We start from the raw sequence: 17,831 nt of genomic DNA, 5'->3' as shown, positions 1-17,831 counted from the left end.
TCGAGTGCGCCACGGGCCCTTTCGGTGATCATGATCTTTTTCATGAAGGGTTTCGGGACACATAGCCCCATTTGCCTTCATGATCACGAACATGATCACGGGATCGGGGCTGGCCGGGCTCAGCTTGGGCTGGGTGCGGGGCTCAGCTGTCGTCGAGCCAGGCGAGGAGTTCCTTGGTGAAGGCGTCCGGCGCTTCCTCGTGCGGGAAATGGCCGACCCCGTCGAGGAGGCGCCAGCGGTAGGCACCCGCGACGTACTCCGCCGACCCTTCGGCCGTCGCCGGCAGCACAGACGGGTCGAGCATGCCGTGCAGCTGCAGCACCCGTTGCGTCACCGGCTGCTTCATCCGTCCGACGAACCGCCGCCCGTCCGCACGGAACGCCGCCCGCACCAGCCAGCGGTAGTACTCCAGCGCGCAGTGCGGAGCGGGCCACAGCTGCATCGCCTGGCGGTAGCGGCGGGCCGCCTCCGGGTCGGGGAACGCCGAACCCGGTGCCGCCCAGCGCCGCAGCAGCGTCTCGACGAGTGCGCCGTCGTCGGCGACGAGCTGGCGTTCGGGCAGGATCGGCGTCTGGAACGACGCGACGTGCCCGGCCGATCGCAACTGCCGGGCGCTGCGGAACGCCGCCTGCCGGAGCCGCAGCGGATGGGGTGCCGCGACCACGGCGAGCCGGTTGACCTGGCGCGGGTGCAGCGTGGCGGTGGCCCAGGCGACGTACCCACCCCAGCCGTGCCCGACGAGGACGGCGTCGGAGTAGCCGAGTGAGCGCACGAGGCCGGCCACGTCTCCGGCGAGCGTCATCGGGTCGTACCCGCGGGGTGTCTTGTCGCTCCCGCCGTACCCCCGCAGGTCCATCGCGGCGGCGCGGTAGCCAAGCTCGGCGAGCGCGGGGAGCTGGTGCCGCCAGGCCCACCAGAACTCCGGGAAGCCGTGGAGGAAGAGGACGAGGGGACCGTCGCCGGCCTCGGCCACATGGAACCGGGCACCGTTGGCGGAAACCCACCGGTGGACCCATGGCCCGTCGATGTCGACGACCCCGCCGGCTTTGGCGTTCATGGTCCCACTGTCCCATAGCGGACAGTCAGGTGCCGCCGTGGAGCGGGGGATCGCCCCATGTCGTGTCGGACGAGCACCTCCTGCGCCGGTCGTCCATGCTTGCCGGGCTCGAGCGGATCTGCCCTAGTCGCCGCTCGAGCGGGCCATGATCGCCTTGGTGTCCTCGATCGACTTGATCGTCCGGGCGGGCGGGCCGGCCTTGCGTACGCTCCGGGCGCCGATGGCCGCGAGGATTCCCGCCACGATGAGATAAACGCCCGCGACGATGAGGAACCCGAGCGCTGGGTGCAGGCCCGCGGCCACCAGGCCGAACGCCGCCGCCACCGAGAGGAGGAGGAACGCGACGTACGCGAGGAAGCTGGCCGCACCGAACATCCCGATGCCCTTGCCGGCAGCCGAGGCGCTTTCCTTGAGCTCGGCCTTGGCGAGTTCGATCTCACCGCGGATGAGAGCGGAGAGGTCCTGGCTCGCGCTCGCGACGAGTTGGCCGAGGGATCGTTCGTCGTGCCCTGGCATGGTCTCGTCCTGGCCCGGCATGGTCGCTCCTTGCCTCGAGGATGACTCCCGGAGAGCCTCTCGTACGTCGTACCCACGGCGATCTTGGGGTATGCGCGGGCCGCTGGCAACGACGGCGCACCGTGGAGGCCCGATCTGGCGGGCAGTTCTGGCGTACGAAGGTCTGTCTTAGGCGGTTCTGTCGTACGCGATAGGTCAGGCGGCCCGGTCACTGTCGGCGACCTCCCCCTCGGACTCTGACGGCATGTTGAGGTAGGCGCGGTGTCGCCGCCGGAGCAGCAGCGTGGCCACCGTCGCGGCGATCACGGACCCGACCAGGACCGCCGCCTTGACCCGTGCGACCCGCTCGGGGTCGCCGGCGAACGCGAGGTCGGCGACGAGCAGCGACACGGTGAACCCGATGCCGGAGAGGACGGCGACCGCGAAGACGTCTCGCCAGGCGAGGTCGCTGTTGAGTTCGGCGCGGGTCAGCCGGGCGGTGAGCCAGGCGCCACCGAAGACACCGATGGTCTTGCCGGCGACCAGGCCCACGATGACCCCGACGGCCGCGGCGTCGGAGACCATCGCGCCGAGCGCGGCGGCGGTCACGGGCACCCCGGCGGCGGCGAGCGCGAAGACCGGGACCGCCACTCCCGCCGACAGCGGGCGGAGCCGGTGTTCGAGGCGTTCGGCCGGTGAGTGGTCTTCGTCAGGATCGGGCCGGACGCGGGTCAGCAGACCCATCGCGACCCCTGCGACGGTGGCGTGCAGGCCGCTCTCGTGGACGCACCACCAGGTCGCCACGGCGAGCGGGAGGTAGAGGAACGGCGTCGTGATCCGGCGGTGCTGAGCGAGGGCGTACACGCCGAGCAGCAGCACGGCGAGGCCGAGCCAGGCGAACTCGAGGTGGTCGGTGAAGAAGACGGCGATGACGGCGATCGCGCCGAGGTCGTCGACGACGGCGAGGGTCAGGAGGAACGCCCGCAGCGCCGATGGCAGCGCGGAACCCGCCACCGCAAGGACGGCCAGGGCGAACGCGATGTCGGTCGCCGTCGGCACCGCCCAGCCGCCCAGAGCGCTCCGGTCACCGGAGCCGAGGACCACCGTGGCGAACAGCAGGACCGGCACGACCATGCCGGCGATCGCGGCGATCACCGGCACCAGCGCGAGCGACAGCCGGCGCAGCGAACCCGTGATGAGCTCCCGTTTGAGCTCCAGACCAGCGACGTAGAAGAAGATCGCGAGGAGTCCGTCGGACGCCCACTGCTCGACCGAGAGCGGGCCGATCATGAACTCCCGCACGTGCTCGTAGCCCCCGTGCCACGGCGAGTTCACCCAGATCAGCGCGGCGAGGGCGGCGATGAGGAGGAGAGCGCCGCCGACGGTCTCCTGGCGGAGCGCGTCACCGAGGAAGGTGCGCTCGCGACCTGACTGGAACGGAAAGACGAAGCGTCGCAGTCGTGCGGCCGGGCGTGCCATGGAGGTACCCCTTCTCCTGGTCGGCTGGTCACTCCCGAGGGGACGGGGGACACGTGATCACTTCGCCGACCAGACTTCCCGGCACACCGACGTCCACCTTACCGGCGGGCGTCAACCTCTCCGGCGCTGGCGATCAGTCGCTGGCGCGCCTGCCACGGCGGCGCTGGCGGGCCGCCTCGTAGAACACCACGGTCGCGGCCACCGAGGCGTTGAGCGAACTCGCCGTACCACCCATGGGGATGCGGGCTGTCAGGTCGCAGGCGTCCCGCCAGGCGGCGCTCATGCCGCGGGTTTCGTTGCCGACGACGAGGAGGTTCGGGCCGGTGAGGTCGATGGCGTCCACGTCCGCCGAACCCGTCTCGTCCGTGCCGACGATCCGCAGGTCCACGGCGTTCGCGCGAAGACGCTCCACCCAGTCGAGCACCTCGCGGGTCGATCCCAGCCGGATGGTGGGTACGGCGAACAGCGAACCCGTGCTCGCGCGTACGGCCTTCGGGTCGTACACGTCCGCGGCATGTCCCGTCACGACGACCCCGCAGGCACCGAACGCGTCAGCCGAGCGGATCAGCGTGCCGATGTTGCCCGGGCTCGCCGGCCGGTCGAACACCACCACGAGCCCGTCCGGCGGAACCTCGATGCGGTCGGGGTCGTCCGGCGGGATCTGGGCGATGGCGATGAGCTCCGGGGTTTCGTCGGCCTTTTCGCCGAGTTCCCTGAGGAGGTCAGGCGCGACCTCCACGTGTTCGAGGTCGGCGTTGACTTTGCGGGCGGCGACCTCGGCGAGCAGACCGGTTGCCCAGCCGGAAAGGCGTACCCCGGCTGGGCGGAGAAGTGCGTGGATCGGCCAGTCGTGTTCGACCGCGAGGGTGATGGGGCGTACGCCGTGGACCACGAACTCGCCGAGCTGTTGCCGCTTGGTCCGGTTGTCGAGCAGAGCCCGCCACTGCTGGAAACGCGCGTTCCGCACGCTCACCATGGAGGGGGAACCACCGGAGCTCTGTCGAGGCTGCGATCGGCCGGCGCCCTGTCGGGGTTGCGTACGGCCGGCGCCCTGTCGGGGTTGCGTACGGCCGGCGCCCGGCCGGGATCGAGGGGCGTCAGCGCCCTCCTTGGGAGTTCTCCGCGTCCTGCCCGCCACGAGCCCGATGCTGGCACATCGTGCTGGCTGGCCCGCGCGCGGCGTGACGTTCCCATGAATTCTCGCGCAACGCACTTGACCTCGATCCGGTCCCGGGCATTGCCTGACGACCCGCCGCAATGCCGCGGTGAATGCTGGCGAATTGTGCGACTTCGCAGGTGAAGGCGCGTATGGAGGGCGCGAGGTGCGCCGGTGGAGAGCGCGACCGTCAATGCCCTGGTCTGCCGGCATGTTGTCGCGGAGCGGCCCTGCCGGCTCACGGTTTGCGTCGGCCCTCTGGTGAGCGGCCGCCTGCGGTGGCTAGGATCTCACGCACGCCGCCGCGGGTCCGTGATCCACTCGCGCACCGGCGTACCAGATGCTCGCAGGCCGACGCCGACACGCATCCCTGTGTGGCGTGGGCATCGATGCGTTCGCGGGATCTGTGTCCCTTGTCGCCGCCGCACCACAGAGGACGAGAGCACATGAGTGAGACGACCACCGGCGCCTTCCGTTTGGTGCGCCGGGGCTACGAGCCGACTCAGGTCGACCACCGGATCCGGCAGCTCACCGAGGCTGTGGACGCCGCGAGGCGTCAATCGGTCGAGCTGGCCCGGCGCGTGGAGGGCCTGGAGTCGTCACAGTCTGAGCGCGCGGATGACGTGAAGTCGTCGGAGCCGTCGTTCTCCGAGTTCGGTGAGCGCATCGGACGCATCCTCGCGCTCGCCGAGGAGGAGGCGTCCGATCTGCGTTCCGTCGCGGCCGCGCAGGCCGACGAGGTACGCCAGGAGGCTCAGCAGGCCGCCGCGGACATTCGTAAGGAATCCGAGCGGTACGCCGTCGAGAAGCGCAAGGAAGCCGACGGCGAGTCCGACGAGATCATCGCCCAGGCGAAGTCCAAGGCCGGCGAGATCCTCGACGCCGCGGACCATGACGCCACCGCCCGCCGCGAGGAAGGCGAGGCAGTCTTCGAGCAGCAGCGGGCGAAGGCCGCGCAGGCTGCCGCCGACCTCGAAAAGACGCTGGCCCAGCGTCGCGAGCGGGCCGAGCAGGACCTCGTCGAGCGCACCGCCGCCGCCGAGCAGCACCTGGCCGCCGTCCTCGAGCGTTCGGAGCAGACGCACGCCGAAGCCGAGCGCGCCCACGCCGAGGCGATGCAGAAGGCCGAGCGGATGGTCGAGGAGGCGCAGCGCAAGGCGCACGAGATCGTGTCCGAGGCCAAGACGCGGGCCGACCGGATCCGCAGCGAGTCCGACCGCGAGCTCAAGGCGCTCACCCAGCGCCGGGACAGCATCAACGCGCAGCTGTCCAACGTTCGCCAGATGCTGGCGACGCTGTCCGGGACGGACCCGTCGGCACTGCTCGGTGCGGCCAACCTTGGCGGAGAGGCCGCGAAGAAGGGCTAGGCGGGACTCCCCGCCGTTTCCTGCCGGCGCCTTCGTTCGGGCCGTCAGGCACACGTAGCTGGTACGCAGGCGAAAGGGTGCGCTCCCTGGGTTGTCGGGAGCGCACCCTTTCGTTGTGGGTGGCGTACCCGGATTCGTTTTGGGGTGGCGTACCTCGATTGTTTTTGAGTGGCGTCCGCGGGGGGCCGGACAGTAGCGTGCGGGCGCGATGACCTGTGACCTGTCCAAGCCCGAGCGCCATGTCCGCGACAACGCGTTCGCGCTGCGGCTGTCCGAACGCCTGCGAGGTTGAGATGGCGCATATCCAGTCCGTCAACGTGGGCAAGGCCCGGCCGAACCCGCACAAGAATGTGGGGCAGACCGGCATCGACAAACGACCGGTCGCCGAAGCCGTGGAGGTGCGGGCGCCGGGCCCCAAGCACGGCGGCCTCGGCAGCGGGCTCGTGGGCGACTTCGTCGGGGATCGGCGCAACCACGGTGGTGATGACCAGGCGGTGTACGCGTACGCCCGGGAGGATCTCGATGCGTGGTCGCTGGATCTCGGGCGGCCCTTTTCCGATGGCGCCTTTGGCGAGAACCTCACGACCGTTGACCTGGATGTCACCGGCGCACTGATCGGGGAGCGCTGGCGGATCGGCATTGACGTTGTGCTGGAGGTGTCGGTCCCGCGGATTCCGTGCGCGACCTTCGCGGGCTGGCTGGCGGAACGCGGCTGGATCAAGACGTTCACCCGGCGCGCCGTTCCCGGCGCCTACCTGCGGGTGATCAGTCCTGGCCTGATCCGGTCCGGTGACGCGGTGGTGGTCGAACGCCCCGACCACGACGTCAGCATCGGGTTGGTGTTCCGTGCGTTGACGCTGGAGCCGGAGTTGTTGCCCCGCCTGCTGGCCGCCGACGCGCTTCCGGATGAGGCGAAGGAACGCGCCCGCAGGCGCCTGCCGTTCGACCTCGACTGAACTCAGGTGACGATTTGCCTGTTCGTCAAACGCCTACCCGCCGAGGCAATCAGCCGGATCTGAGCCACGGGCGTTCTCCGACCGTAGCGATCGGGGTCCTCGTGCGGAACCTCATGATCGACCGGGTGAGTAATTTAGCCGCTCCGTCTCCGTCAGGGGGCCGATTCTGGGAGTTACCTGAACGTCGACGATGGCGAGACCGAAGATCCTCTGGCAAGAGATCGGTGACCTTCCTTCATGTAAGGCGACATCCCTTGTAAATAAGGCGTTCCGACGACCATCGCCAGTTGCGAACCATGATCTAGATCGTCTAGACTCGAACGTATGAGCGACGGCGATGGTGTGCGGGTCTCTCCGCTCCCGCCCGGGTTTGGCGACATGCTTCCCGGTCCGGAGTTGGTGGCGGCGCTCGCTGGCGTCGATCGGAGCGCCTGCAACGGGTTTGAGGTGGGGGAGCTGGTCCGCGCGGGTCGGAAGGTTGCCCGCTGGGCTGAGGCGTTGAGCCTTGGTGACACACAGGCCTTGGCGCACTGCCCACCATGCTTCAAGGATGATGAGGCGGAACGCTCGTCTCGGCCGGAGCCGCGCGCTGCTGAACTGCTAGCGCCGATGTTGGGGTGGACGAACTACCGCAGCGATCAGTTCATGCTCATCGCGTTGGCGTTGTCTGATCTGCCGAACACCCGCGGTGCGTTGGAACGCGGCGAACTTGAATACTCCGAGGTTCGGACGATCGTTGACCGGCTCACCCTCCTACCCCCGGCCGACCGTGCAGCGGTGGATGAGGCGATCTTCCCCGAGGTGTTGAAGCTGCGGGGCGGGCTATTGCGGCTCTACATCGAAGCCGAAATCTTGAAGGTCAACCCCGAAGCGGCGAAAGAACGCCACAAGAAGGCCCGCGACGATCGGGGTGTGGACGTCTATCCATCCCTGGATGGCGTCTCCGACCTGCGGATCCGTGGGATCTCCCACGACGTGGCCGCCCAGATCTGGGGATACCTGGACGCCATCGCCCGCACCATGAAATCCGGCGGCGACGAACGCACCCTGCCGCAGTTGCGGGCCGACATCGCCGCCTCCTTGCTGTCCGGTGAAGCCGACGTGATCGTCTGTAACGGCGAGAAAGAAGCCTGTGACAGTGGCGGCGAGGACGGCGACTGCGACGGCGAGAACGGTGACGGGGGAAACGGCGACGACGCCGGCCCGCGTCAAGGGTCCTTTGACGACCTGCTCGAGGAGCAGAACAACGCCGACAGCCCCGCCCAAGGCGAAGCTGAGGGTGCGCAGGACAACTCCGCCACCGAACCGGATGGGTGCCGGCACACCGGGTGCGGCCACGACCTGCACCTCGAGGGTTGCCCGTGTGAAGATTGCAAACCCGCCACCTACACCCACCCCCTCGACCAGCCCCGCCGGAAGCCCCGCAACGACAGGCCGGCCGGCAAAGCTGCTGATGAGAGCGGTCCTGATCGGGAACCGATCCCAGAGCAGGAGATCCCGGCCGCGTTCCGGTCCTGGAGAGCGGCGATCAAGGCGAAACTTCAGCTGAACGTGCCGATCACGACCCTGTTCGAGCTGGCGGAGCGGCCAGCGGAGCTGGGCGGGTTCGGGCCCGTGCTCACCGAAGTAGCGCGGCGGTTGATCGCGAACCATCTGGATAATCCGGATGCGATGTTCGCCATCGGTATCACCCATCCGGTGACGGGGCAGTTGTTGAGTTTGCATCCGCTGTCGAAACGCTTCCTACGCGGTCTCCCGGCGGAGTTCGTGCAGTCGTTGAGCCAGCGCTGCACCTGGATGCTCTGTAGGCGCCCAGCGATCTCCTGCGACCTTGACCATACGAAACCCTACGCTCAAGGCGGCGAAACCTCCGTGGCGAACATGGCACCAATGTGCCGACGCCACCACCGCGTGAAGACCGAGGGCGACTGGAAGGTCGAACAGACCAGTCCAGGACACCTCAGGTACACCGATCCGCACGGGCGGGAGTACCAGGTGACTCCGCCACGCCTCACCGATCCGGTACAACCAGACGATCCCGACCCCCCGCCCTTTTAGAGGTAGCGGCCCCCGGACAGCTTCAGATCCGCCAACAGGCTCGATAACCCTTGAGGAGAAGGGCTATCGAGCCTGTCCGCATGCCGAACCCAGTGGTCGGCGGCGTAGCTCGCGGGGGTTAGGGCGTGTCCCGTAGATCAGGCTGGGTCAGCGAGGGGCACGCATCCCGTGTGAGGTGGCTGGTCGGTGGGGTGGGTGGAACCTGCTCGAGCTTGTGTCTCACCTTCTGGTCAATCCAGGGGGTTGTCTCACATTGTGTACACCTGGCGGGTAATTCACCTGGCTAGTGCCTGCTTTGCATGGCGTCCATGCCGTGTGAAGCCCGTAATGACCACGTATACGTGATCATTCAGGGGGCTGGCCTCCACCGGAACGCCTGATCTACAGGACATGGCCCAGGGTGTGGGGTCGTCGAGGTAGAGGCCGCAGGTGAGGTTCCCCGAATCCGTGGCGGCTTCAGCTAGCTTGGCACACCACAGCAGGGGACAAACGTTGGCTGATGCCGCACTGGGCTCAGGTGAGGCGCTGAAACATGACGTGGAGGCCCACGCGACCAAGTGTTGGGTGCTCGAAGGCCTCGGGAACGGTGCCGATGAGCTCGAACCCCAGCTGCTTCCAGAGTCGTACGGCGACGTGGTTCGACTCGACCACCGCGTTGAACTGCATCGAGGCGTATCCGTTGTCGCGGGCCCACGACAACACGTACTCACCGAGGGCGCGTCCGACGCCACGGCCTCGCCCGCCGCTGGCCACCATGAAGCTTGCCGTCGAGACGTGCGAGCCGGGACCAGGACGGTTCGGGCCCATCTTGGCGGTACCCAGCACCTCGGAGCCGTCACATGCCACCACCGTCAGACCAGGCGGGCGTTCGACCCACAGGGCGCGGGCCTCGTCGGACGTGGCCGCGGGGTCGTACGCGTAGGTCTCCCCGGCGGTGACCACCTCGCGGAAGATCGGCCAGACGGCCGGCCAGTCGTCGTCAACGTACTCACGGATCAACACCCAAGCACCGTACACAGCACCGCCGTCCCACCTGCTCACTGGCCCCGCTGTCCGCGAACGGTCAAGCAGCGTTGGGGTTTTGGCCTCGGAGGGCGCCTGAACCAATGCTTGTGAAGATTTCACAACCGGTTCGGAACGCTGGTGATATTCATCGGCAACACCCCGGCTCCACGGTTGAGCCCGTCGTCAACCGAGGGAGAGGTGCATGGGACAAGGCGGGACGCGACGCGACTTCCTGAAAGCGGTCGGCGTGGCGGGCGGCGCGGGGGTGTTGTACGAAACCATGGGTGCACTGGGCCTGGCGCCGACGCCTGCCGAGGCCGCGGTGCCAGACTTCGCGCCACCGCGCGCATCAGACCTGGCGCTCACTGGCAGAGCAGCCAAGAAGGTGGTGATTCTCGGCGCTGGAATCGCTGGACTCGCAACGGCGTACGAACTCCGAAAGGCCGGCTACCAGTGCCGGATCCTCGAGGCCAAGGACCAGCCAGGCGGGCGTAACTGGACCGTGCGTGGTGGCACTCAGCTGCGTGACCTGGATGGCAACCTGCAACGGGCGACGTTCTCCGCGGGGCAGTACATGAACGCCGGACCCGCACGGATCGCTCAGTCAATGGTCACTCTCGACTACTGCCGTGAGCTGGACGTCGCGCTCGAGCCGTTCATCAACCAGAACGCGGATGCCTATATCTACAACGAGAACGCTGGACCGAGCGGCAAGCCGACCCGGTGGCGGACGGCGAAGGCCGACGTCTACGGCTACATCTCCGAGCTGCTCGCCAAGGCGACGGACCGGGGCGCGCTCGACGCGGAGTTGACCGCCTCTGACAAGGAGCGGTTGCTGGCGTTCCTGCAGAACTTCGGTGCCATCAAGGGGAAGGCGAAGAACTTCGCGTACGAAGGCACCGACCGGCGCGGCTACTCCGTCGAGCCCGGCGCGGCTGAGCAGGCGGGCACCGTGCTCAGTCCACCACCGTCGATGTCTGACGTACTCGCCAGCCAGTTCGGGACGAGGTTCTCGTTCGAGTTCGGCTACGACCAGGCGATGATGATGCTGCAGCCGGTCGGCGGCATGGACCGGATCGCGTACGCCCTGGTCAAGGCGGTGGGTTCTGACCTCATCTCCTACCAGTCGGAGGTACGCCGGATCACCGACCTGGCCGACGGCGTCGAGGTGGTCTACCGCGACGCGAAGGGCAAGGAACGTCTGGAGCGGGCCGACTTCTGCGTGGCCACCCTCCCGCCGATGGTTCTCGCGCGGATTCCCCACAACCTCGGAGCGTCAGTGACGTCGGCGCTCGGGTATCCGACGGCCACCCCGGTCGGCAAGATCGGCCTGGAATACAAGAGCCGTTGGTGGGAGACCCGCAACCGCATCTACGGCGGCATCAGTCCAACCGACCTCGACCTCGCGCAGATCTGGTACCCGTCGCACGGCTTCCACAGCCGGCGCGGCACGCTCATCGGCTACTACAACACCGGCGCCAACGCGAGGGTTTACGGCCAGCTCTCACCAGCGGAGCGGACCGAGCGTGCGGTCGCCCAGGGGGTGAAGATCCACGGCGACATCTACCGGACCGAGCTGGCGTCGGCGTTCTCGGTCGCCTGGCACCGTACGCCGTTCATCGAAGGCGGCTGGGTGTCATGGCCGTCGCGGACCAGTGGGGAATACACCCTGCTCAACAAGCCGGCGGGGCACGTCTTCTTCGCCGGTGACTGGCTCAGCTACTACATCGCCTGGCAGGCCGGGGCCTTCGACTCCGCCCGCAAGGTGGTCACCGAACTTCACGAGAGGGTGATGTCGTCATGAGGCGCCGGATCATCGCCGCGGTCTGCGTCCTGGCCGGCGTACTCGGTACCACCACGGCAGCGACAGCAGGGGGTTCGATGCCGCGACCGAAGGAAGTCAAGGTGGCGTTGCCCGCCGGCAACTCCAACCCGTCGATCGCCAACGGGGTCGCCACCGGCTCGGAGGTCGCTCTCTACACCAGCAGTGGGCTGGGGCCGCTGGAGGGCAATCCGTCGGCTCCGCCTGGTTCGCCGGAGCGGTGTACGGATCTGTCGCTGTTCCCGGGCGGCACCTGGCCGGCGGGGGTGACGGTCACCGAGGCGCAGGCGTTGAGCGTGCTGTCGCGGATCCGGGACAACCTCGCCGCCGCCGGGCTCACGCCGGCCAACGTGATCACGATGAAGGCGTACCTCACCCGGCCCGCGGGCGCGTCGGCGGCCGACTACGCGGGCTGGAACCGCGCGTACCGGCAGTTCTTCGCCAACGTTGACCTGAAGACCGGAGCGACGATTCCGGTGCCGATGGGGACCAACGCACCCGCGCCCCCGATCCTCGCCAACAAGGCCCGGCCGGCCCGGGCGACGATGGAGGTCGCTGGCCTCGCGGTGCCCTGCTGGCTCGTCGAGGTTGAGGTCGTCGCGGCGTACCAGCGCTGAGCCGGCCTTCGGCTGAGCTGGCATCCCGCGGAGCCGGCGTTCGGCTGGCCTGGCTGTGCGGGTGGCGGAGGCGTCTCGGGTTCTGAGCCGAGATACCTCCGCCACTTGCCGGGGACGGCCGGCCAGACAGCGCCAGTCCTGGCAAGATCACGCTCATGGAGACGGTGACGCTGTGGCGCCCAACGGGGCCTGAGGAATTCGCGCTGGTCGAGCAGTCCGGCTGGCGCGAGTGGCCGCCGCGTCTCCCGGATCAGCCAATCTTCTACCCCGTGCTGAACGAGAAGTACGCCACTAAGATCGCCCGCGACTGGAACGCGACTGGAACGTCAAGGCCAGCGGGGTAGCCGAGTACCGATGAGGCTAACGATGGGGGCGTTGTGATCATGGGTGAGCGTGGGTTCGAGGAGGCCGGTCCGTGCTCGACACCCTGTCCGATCGGAAGTCGCAGCTGGCGTTGCGAAGGGAGCTGATCACCCGCCTGGCGACTGAGCCACGGAACGCCGCGGTCGGCCGGCTGCGGCAAGTCCGTCAGGCACGCGTCACGGTTCCCGCGGCGGAGCTCAACCCCTCCGTTCTCCGGCGACTCGCCGTGATCCAGGCCGCGGACCTGTCATCCCAACCCGCCGTCGCCGAGTCCGTCAGGAAGAACAGCGAGTTGCGGGTCCACTTCGAGTACTGCCTGCTCACCATCACCCGACGGCTCGCTGGAAACCGCTGGTGGCATGCGGAGTTCATCGCCGACGACGGCTGGTATGTGCCCGGCATGAAGCGCGGGGAGCTGGTGGAGGAGCCGACTGAGGAAGGTTACGGCCGCTTTTTACCGCAGGCGCTTCTCGTCGTACGCAACGTCAGCCTCACCGGTTCGTGGTCCGACGAGGCCCGGCTGACGATGAGTAACAACCCGATCTCCTACGTCGGTCCGTTCCTCACGCGTACGCCGGTGTCAACCGAGTCGAGTACGGGGACTGCCGAACAACTCACCGTCCTGGGCGCCGGAGTCCAGGTCATCGGCGAACTTTGCTCTCCCCTCCCGCCCCTTCCGCCGCAGAGCGATCCGGAGCTTCGGTCCTGACCAACCGCATGGTCACGGACTGGCTGGCACTAGCCCAGAAACCCCACGACCACAGGCTCGGAGTTCACGATCCACCTGCCAGGCGCCGGCGCGTCCGGCTCGTCCGGCTCAAGATGAGTGCCCCGGTAAGCACCCCGGCGAGCGCGAGGATGACGGTCGCGGCTCCCGATCCGGTCAGCACTGCTCGTGGTCCGAACGCCGTGGTGAGTGGACCGCCGAGGGCCGCGCCCACCGGGCTGGCGGTGAGAAGCGCCGCCGAACGCGCGGCGAGCACGCTCGACAGGTGCGCGGGCGGCGTACGGGACTGGAACAACGTGAACGACAACGCGGGGAACGGTCCGTAGACCAGCCCACCGAGCGCGAAGCAGGTGAGCGTGACCGGCACCGGAAGGGGCAGGGCGAACGGCAGCAGCAGGACGCCCCAGCAGGCCACGATGCCGAGCGTCGCCGGCCACAACGGAAGTCTGCGCAACGCCCCCGCGGCGAGGCCGCCGACGACGGCGCCGGCTCCGAAGAGCGTCCAGTACGCACCAAGGAGATCCGCCTCGGCCCGCAGGTCCGCCGTGATGTGAAGGGGGAGTGCCACCTCCACCGGGCCGTACAAGAAGTTGAAGAACCACGTCAGGACGAGCAGCCCGAGGAGTTGTGGTTGCCGGCGCAGCAGACCCCGAACGGTGACCGCCTCGCCGCCGGCATTGACGGGTACGGGATCGGCGGGTGCCGGTCGGGTCCGGATCCGGCTCGTGAGGACGGCGAGGGCGGCGAACGAAAGCGCGTCGATCCCGATGATCCAGGCCGGACTCAGCCGGGTGGCCAGCAGGCCCGCGAGTGCCGGACCGACCACGATCGCCCCCGAACTGATCGAGCTGACCAGGGCGTTCGCGGCCAACCGCTGCTCGGCGGGCACGATCTCGGCGACGAGGGCGTACTTCCCGGCGGCTCCCCAGGCGTGGAGCAGCGACGACGCGGCCAGGATTCCCACGTACGCCACCGGTGACAGGACGCCAGCGAACCACGCCACGGGCACGCAGCCGAGAGCCAGTGCTCTCACCAGGCTGTCGGTCACCACGAGGCGGCGACCCGCGAGTGCCCGCAACCAACGCCGGAACACCAGCATCCCCACGACACCAGGAAGGGTGGACGCGGCGACCGCGGCGCCGACCAGGACGCCACTGCCACTGCCGCTGCCACCGCTTGGTGCGATCGCGATCGCCAGCAACGGCACCGCCACCATGCTCATCCCGTCACCGAGGTCAGAGACGGCGAACGCCGGGACCAGGGCACGCAGGCCTCGGTGGGCGAGGAGCCGTCGGTAGGGTGCGGGAATCAGCCGGTTGGCCAGGAGCAGGGGCATCCGGTCAGGGTTCCGGGTGAAGCGCGCTTGAGGTCAAGAGGGAGCGGTTCGATGCGGATGCTCGACATCGGAGAGCTCGGCCGGCGGGTCCGCATGCGCCCGTCCGCTCTTCGCTACTACGAGAAGGTCGGCCTGCTGCCGCGGGCCGAACGCGTCGGCGGGCGCCGTATCTATCCGGCCAACACCGTACGCCGGATCGCGTTGATCAAGATGACCCAGCAGGCGGGGTTCACTCTGGCGGAGATCCGCGCGTTGCTGGACGCCGGTGACTCCGACCGAGGCACTACCCGACAGTGGCGTTCCCTGGCCGAACGCAAGCTTCCCGAGCTGGACGAACGCATCGAAGCGCTGCGGGCCCTACGTCAGGCCGTGGCGGACTGCCTGGCCTGCGGATGCATGAGCTTCGTGACGTGTGGGCTCCTCGCCGCTCCGGAGTAATCTTTGCGGCGGCGGGGGCATCCGGGTAGCTCACTCGTTAGTTGCCTCACGATCGCGCTCGGCGAGGCTGAACCCGTCCGTCTGCTTTGGTAGAGGCAACAGAGCCGGCCTGGTGTCCAGCCTGGGCGTGCCGCCGGCGATGTCTCACATTGTGTACACCTTTTCCGGTGCGAGGCGAGGCAAATTCCTACCAGGCAAGGCAAATTTGCCTAGTGAGGTGGGGAGTTGGCGCGTGGGGTCCGCCAAAGGGTGCACACAATGTGAGACCAATGCCTGGCTTCTCACTTTCCGATACAACGGGTGTACGCCATTCGAGGCGCGCGATACCTCACCTGGCATTGCCCCACGGAGCACGCTCAATTCACCCTGCACCTCTGCCACGTCAGGGTTACGTCGGTTGCCGATCTCGCATGGTGAGCGATCTTCGAGCGGTTCATGAACCGGTTGTGAGTCGTCCGGTAAGCCATCCATAATGTGGACGGCTCGGGGTGAGTTTCGTCGAACCTTGAGTAGATGACCAATTTCGGGTCGAGAGTGGGCATCTACTCAAGGTTCGGTCTGAGAGTTCGGTCATCGCCAACCTCAGTAAGACCGTGGAAACTCCAGGGTGTTATAGCACCCCGGAAGCTCCACGATCTGAGCTGGCCAGGCTCTCAGAATGAGGCAATGCGTACAGCAACGAATAGGCCTCGGTCAGACTCGGGGATCGCTCACTAGGCGAGGCGCTTCTAAGCCTCCCAACGCTTACGAGGACCCGGCTGGACTCTGACGGAGAGCGATCTCGACCGCGGTGGCCGTAAACGTGTTGGAGGAACGTCGGCAAAGAAGCCGACAAACCTCCAACAGGTCGTTCTGGCGGGGGTCCGCCGTCTGCTCAGTCCTCGTCGGTTGCGCCGCCAGGCTTGCCGAGGTTGGTACGGATGAGGTCCATCACCGAGGAGTCGGTGAGGGTCGTGACGTCGCCGAGTTCGCGGTTCTCGGCCACGTCGCGCAGCAGCCGGCGCATGATCTTGCCCGACCTGGTCTTGGGAAGCTCCTCCACGACGAGGATCTGCCGCGGCTTGGCGATCGGGCCGATCTCCGACGCCACGTGGTTACGGAGCTCCTTCGCGACGTCGGGTCCGCCGTTCGCCGCCGACCCACGCAGGATCACGAACGCCACGACAGCCTGCCCGGTGGTGGCGTCCGCCGCCCCGACGACCGCCGCCTCGGCGACCTTCGGGTGCGACACGAGGGCCGACTCGATCTCGGTGGTCGACAGGCGGTGGCCCGAGACGTTCATGACGTCATCGACCCGGCCGAGCAGCCAGATGTCGCCATCCTCGTCCTTCTTCGCCCCGTCACCGGCGAAGTAGCGGCCCTCGAAGCGCGACCAGTAGGTGTCGACATACCGCTGGTCGTCTCCCCACAGAGTGCGCAGCATCGACGGCCACGGCTCGGTCAGAACGAGGTAACCGCCGGACCCATTCGCGACCGGATTGCCGGCATCGTCGACGACCTCCGCGCTGATGCCCGGCAGCGGGGTCATCGCCGCACCCGGCTTGCCGCTGGTCACACCCGGCAGCGGGGTGATCATGATGGCGCCCGTCTCGGTCTGCCACCAGGTGTCGACGACGGGTGCGCGGTCGCCGCCGATGTGCGTGCGGTACCAGACGTACGCCTCGGGGTTGATCGGCTCGCCGACGCTACCGAGGACGCGGAGCGACGACATGTCGTACTTCGCCGGGATGTCCTCGCCCCACTTCATGAAGGTCCGGATGGCGGTCGGCGCGCAGTACAGGATCGTGACGTCGTACTTCGCGACGATCTCCCACCAGCGACCCTGGTGCGGGGTGTCGGGCGTCCCTTCGTACATCACGCTCGTGACGCCGTTGGCCAGCGGGCCGTAGACGATGTAGGAGTGACCGGTGACCCAGCCGATGTCGGCGGCGGTCCAGTAGATGTCGGTCTCCGGCTTGACGTCGAACACCGCCCACTGGGTCCACGCCACCTGCGTGAGGTAGCCGCCGGTGGTGTGCAGGATGCCCTTGGGCTTGCCGGTGGTGCCGCTGGTGTACATGACGTAGAGCGGCTGCTCGGCGTCGAAGAACTCCGGCGTGTGCTGGTCGCTCTGGCGTTCCACGACGTCGTGCCACCACAGGTCGCGGCCGTCGGTCCAGTCGACCTCCTGGCCGGTCCGGCGTACGACGAGAACGTTGCGGACGTCGGGGCACTCGGCCAGCGCCTGGTCGACCTGCGGCTTGAGCGCGCTCGGTGCGCCGCGGCGGTAGCCGCCGTCGGAGGTGATCACGACCCGGGCGTCGCAGTCCTGGATCCGGTCGCGGAGCGCGGTCGCGGAGAACCCGCCGAACACCACCGTGTGCGGTGCGCCGAGTCGGGCGCAGGCGAGCATGGCGACGACCGTCTCCGGAATCATCGGCATGTAGATCGCGACCCGGTCGCCGGCCTTGACCCCGAGCTCGATCAGGGCATTGGCCGCCTTGGAGACCTCGCGGAGGAGTTCGGCGTACGTGATCGTGCGGGTGTCGCCGGGCTCGCCCTCCCAGTAGTAGGCGACCTTGTCGCCGTTGCCGGCCTCGACGTGCCGGTCGACGCAGTTGTACGCCGCGTTGAGCTTGCCGCCCACGAACCACTTCGCGAACGGCGCGTTGCTCCAGTCGAGAGTTTGGTCCCAGTCACGGGCCCAGTGCAGGCGGCGGGCCTGCTCCTCCCAGAAGGCGATCCGGTCAGTGTTCGCCGGGGCGTAGGCGTCGGCGGTCACGTTTGCCTGAGCGGCGAGCTCCGGCGGGGGCGGGAACCGGCGATCCTCGTGTAGAAGGTTCGACAGTGCTTCGCTGCTCACAGGTCGCTACCCCTCTCAGAGCTTCGATGTCTCCGGACCCTTGTCCTGCTGACCATGTGTCCTGCCGACCCTAGTCCCCCAGGGCAGCGGGGGACAGCAGGGCCGGAGGTGCT

At 68.0% G+C, this 17,831-nt stretch carries 15 protein-coding genes; 8 read left to right on the top strand and 7 right to left on the bottom strand.

The window, feature by feature from the left end; translation table 11 throughout:
- Positions 1 to 142: 142 nt before the first annotated feature.
- From B141_RS0120830 to B141_RS0120815, 4 genes are all read right to left on the bottom strand, one after another.
- Complete coding sequence (locus B141_RS0120830; RefSeq protein ID WP_020577119.1) at positions 143 to 1,057, bottom strand: alpha/beta fold hydrolase; 915 nt, start codon at positions 1,055 to 1,057, stop codon at positions 143 to 145.
- Positions 1,058 to 1,180: 123 nt separating this feature from the next.
- Positions 1,181 to 1,594 (bottom strand): phage holin family protein, encoded by a 414-nt coding sequence (locus B141_RS0120825; RefSeq protein ID WP_020577118.1) that lies wholly within the window; start codon positions 1,592 to 1,594, stop codon positions 1,181 to 1,183.
- A 174-nt stretch (positions 1,595 to 1,768) separates the two neighbouring features.
- Complete coding sequence (gene nhaA / locus B141_RS0120820; protein ID WP_020577117.1) at positions 1,769 to 3,031, bottom strand: Na+/H+ antiporter NhaA; 1,263 nt, start codon at positions 3,029 to 3,031, stop codon at positions 1,769 to 1,771.
- A gap of 133 nt (positions 3,032 to 3,164) precedes the next feature.
- A complete protein-coding gene (locus B141_RS0120815; protein WP_020577116.1) occupies positions 3,165 to 4,007 on the bottom strand; it encodes a TrmH family RNA methyltransferase in 843 nt (280 codons plus the stop codon).
- A gap of 626 nt (positions 4,008 to 4,633) precedes the next feature.
- Between B141_RS0120815 and B141_RS0120810 the strand changes: the two genes are divergently transcribed.
- From B141_RS0120810 to B141_RS0120795, 3 genes are all read left to right on the top strand, one after another.
- Complete coding sequence (locus tag B141_RS0120810; RefSeq protein ID WP_020577115.1) at positions 4,634 to 5,554, top strand: coiled-coil domain-containing protein; 921 nt, start codon at positions 4,634 to 4,636, stop codon at positions 5,552 to 5,554.
- Between the two features lie 293 nt (positions 5,555 to 5,847).
- Positions 5,848 to 6,510 carry an MOSC domain-containing protein gene (locus B141_RS0120800; RefSeq protein ID WP_020577114.1) on the top strand — a complete coding sequence of 221 codons (663 nt, stop codon included), beginning with the start codon at positions 5,848 to 5,850 and terminating at the stop codon, positions 6,508 to 6,510.
- A gap of 324 nt (positions 6,511 to 6,834) precedes the next feature.
- Positions 6,835 to 8,568 carry an HNH endonuclease gene (locus tag B141_RS0120795; protein ID WP_020577113.1) on the top strand — a complete coding sequence of 578 codons (1,734 nt, stop codon included), beginning with the start codon at positions 6,835 to 6,837 and terminating at the stop codon, positions 8,566 to 8,568.
- A gap of 513 nt (positions 8,569 to 9,081) precedes the next feature.
- On the opposite strand, the gene B141_RS0120790 is transcribed toward B141_RS0120795, so the two are convergent.
- A complete protein-coding gene (locus tag B141_RS0120790; RefSeq protein WP_026257422.1) occupies positions 9,082 to 9,570 on the bottom strand; it encodes a GNAT family N-acetyltransferase in 489 nt (162 codons plus the stop codon).
- Between the two features lie 205 nt (positions 9,571 to 9,775).
- Here B141_RS0120790 and B141_RS0120785 point away from each other — a divergent pair, with 205 nt between their 5' ends.
- The 4 genes from B141_RS0120785 (at position 9,776) to B141_RS0120770 (ending at position 13,084) form a co-directional block, all read left to right on the top strand.
- Entirely contained in the window at positions 9,776 to 11,377 is a 1,602-nt protein-coding gene (locus tag B141_RS0120785) for a flavin monoamine oxidase family protein (protein ID WP_020577111.1), read from the top strand.
- Positions 11,374 to 12,012, top strand: coding sequence for a Rid family hydrolase (locus tag B141_RS0120780; protein ID WP_020577110.1), 639 nt, complete (start codon positions 11,374 to 11,376; stop codon positions 12,010 to 12,012). Before B141_RS0120785 ends, B141_RS0120780 begins: the two co-directional genes overlap by 4 nt.
- A 155-nt stretch (positions 12,013 to 12,167) precedes the next feature.
- Positions 12,168 to 12,356, top strand: coding sequence for a hypothetical protein (locus B141_RS41815; RefSeq protein ID WP_040421934.1), 189 nt, complete (start codon positions 12,168 to 12,170; stop codon positions 12,354 to 12,356).
- Positions 12,357 to 12,427: 71 nt separating this feature from the next.
- Entirely contained in the window at positions 12,428 to 13,084 is a 657-nt protein-coding gene (locus tag B141_RS0120770; RefSeq protein WP_020577108.1) for a hypothetical protein, read from the top strand.
- Positions 13,085 to 13,148: 64 nt separating this feature from the next.
- On the opposite strand, the gene B141_RS41810 is transcribed toward B141_RS0120770, so the two are convergent.
- On the bottom strand, positions 13,149 to 14,438 hold the full coding sequence (locus B141_RS41810; protein ID WP_020577107.1) for an MFS transporter: 1,290 nt from the start codon (positions 14,436 to 14,438) through the stop codon (positions 13,149 to 13,151).
- Between the two features lie 51 nt (positions 14,439 to 14,489).
- Here B141_RS41810 and B141_RS0120760 point away from each other — a divergent pair, with 51 nt between their 5' ends.
- Complete coding sequence (locus B141_RS0120760) at positions 14,490 to 14,876, top strand: MerR family DNA-binding protein (protein ID WP_020577106.1); 387 nt, start codon at positions 14,490 to 14,492, stop codon at positions 14,874 to 14,876.
- An 874-nt stretch (positions 14,877 to 15,750) separates the two neighbouring features.
- On the opposite strand, the gene acs is transcribed toward B141_RS0120760, so the two are convergent.
- Positions 15,751 to 17,718, bottom strand: coding sequence for an acetate--CoA ligase (gene acs / locus B141_RS0120755; protein ID WP_020577105.1), 1,968 nt, complete (start codon positions 17,716 to 17,718; stop codon positions 15,751 to 15,753).
- Between the last annotated feature and the right edge of the window lie 113 nt (positions 17,719 to 17,831).

Origin of the sequence: Actinopolymorpha alba DSM 45243, from assembly GCF_000373925.1 — a bacterium.
Lineage (GTDB): Bacteria > Actinomycetota > Actinomycetes > Propionibacteriales > Actinopolymorphaceae > Actinopolymorpha > Actinopolymorpha alba.
This window is presented reverse-complemented; position numbering and strand designations above follow the sequence as displayed.

Coding starts and splice junctions, on each gene's coding strand:
- B141_RS0120830 (WP_020577119.1), bottom strand. CDS start 1,057: ATGAACGCCAAAGCCGGCGGGGTCGTCGACATCGACGGGCCATGGGTC.
- B141_RS0120825 (WP_020577118.1), bottom strand. CDS start 1,594: ATGCCGGGCCAGGACGAGACCATGCCAGGGCACGACGAACGATCCCTC.
- nhaA (WP_020577117.1), bottom strand. CDS start 3,031: ATGGCACGCCCGGCCGCACGACTGCGACGCTTCGTCTTTCCGTTCCAG.
- B141_RS0120815 (WP_020577116.1), bottom strand. CDS start 4,007: ATGGTGAGCGTGCGGAACGCGCGTTTCCAGCAGTGGCGGGCTCTGCTC.
- B141_RS0120810 (WP_020577115.1), top strand. CDS start 4,634: ATGAGTGAGACGACCACCGGCGCCTTCCGTTTGGTGCGCCGGGGCTAC.
- B141_RS0120800 (WP_020577114.1), top strand. CDS start 5,848: ATGGCGCATATCCAGTCCGTCAACGTGGGCAAGGCCCGGCCGAACCCG.
- B141_RS0120795 (WP_020577113.1), top strand. CDS start 6,835: ATGAGCGACGGCGATGGTGTGCGGGTCTCTCCGCTCCCGCCCGGGTTT.
- B141_RS0120785 (WP_020577111.1), top strand. CDS start 9,776: ATGGGACAAGGCGGGACGCGACGCGACTTCCTGAAAGCGGTCGGCGTG.
- B141_RS0120780 (WP_020577110.1), top strand. CDS start 11,374: ATGAGGCGCCGGATCATCGCCGCGGTCTGCGTCCTGGCCGGCGTACTC.
- B141_RS41815 (WP_040421934.1), top strand. CDS start 12,168: ATGGAGACGGTGACGCTGTGGCGCCCAACGGGGCCTGAGGAATTCGCG.
- B141_RS41810 (WP_020577107.1), bottom strand. CDS start 14,438: ATGCCCCTGCTCCTGGCCAACCGGCTGATTCCCGCACCCTACCGACGG.
- B141_RS0120760 (WP_020577106.1), top strand. CDS start 14,490: ATGCGGATGCTCGACATCGGAGAGCTCGGCCGGCGGGTCCGCATGCGC.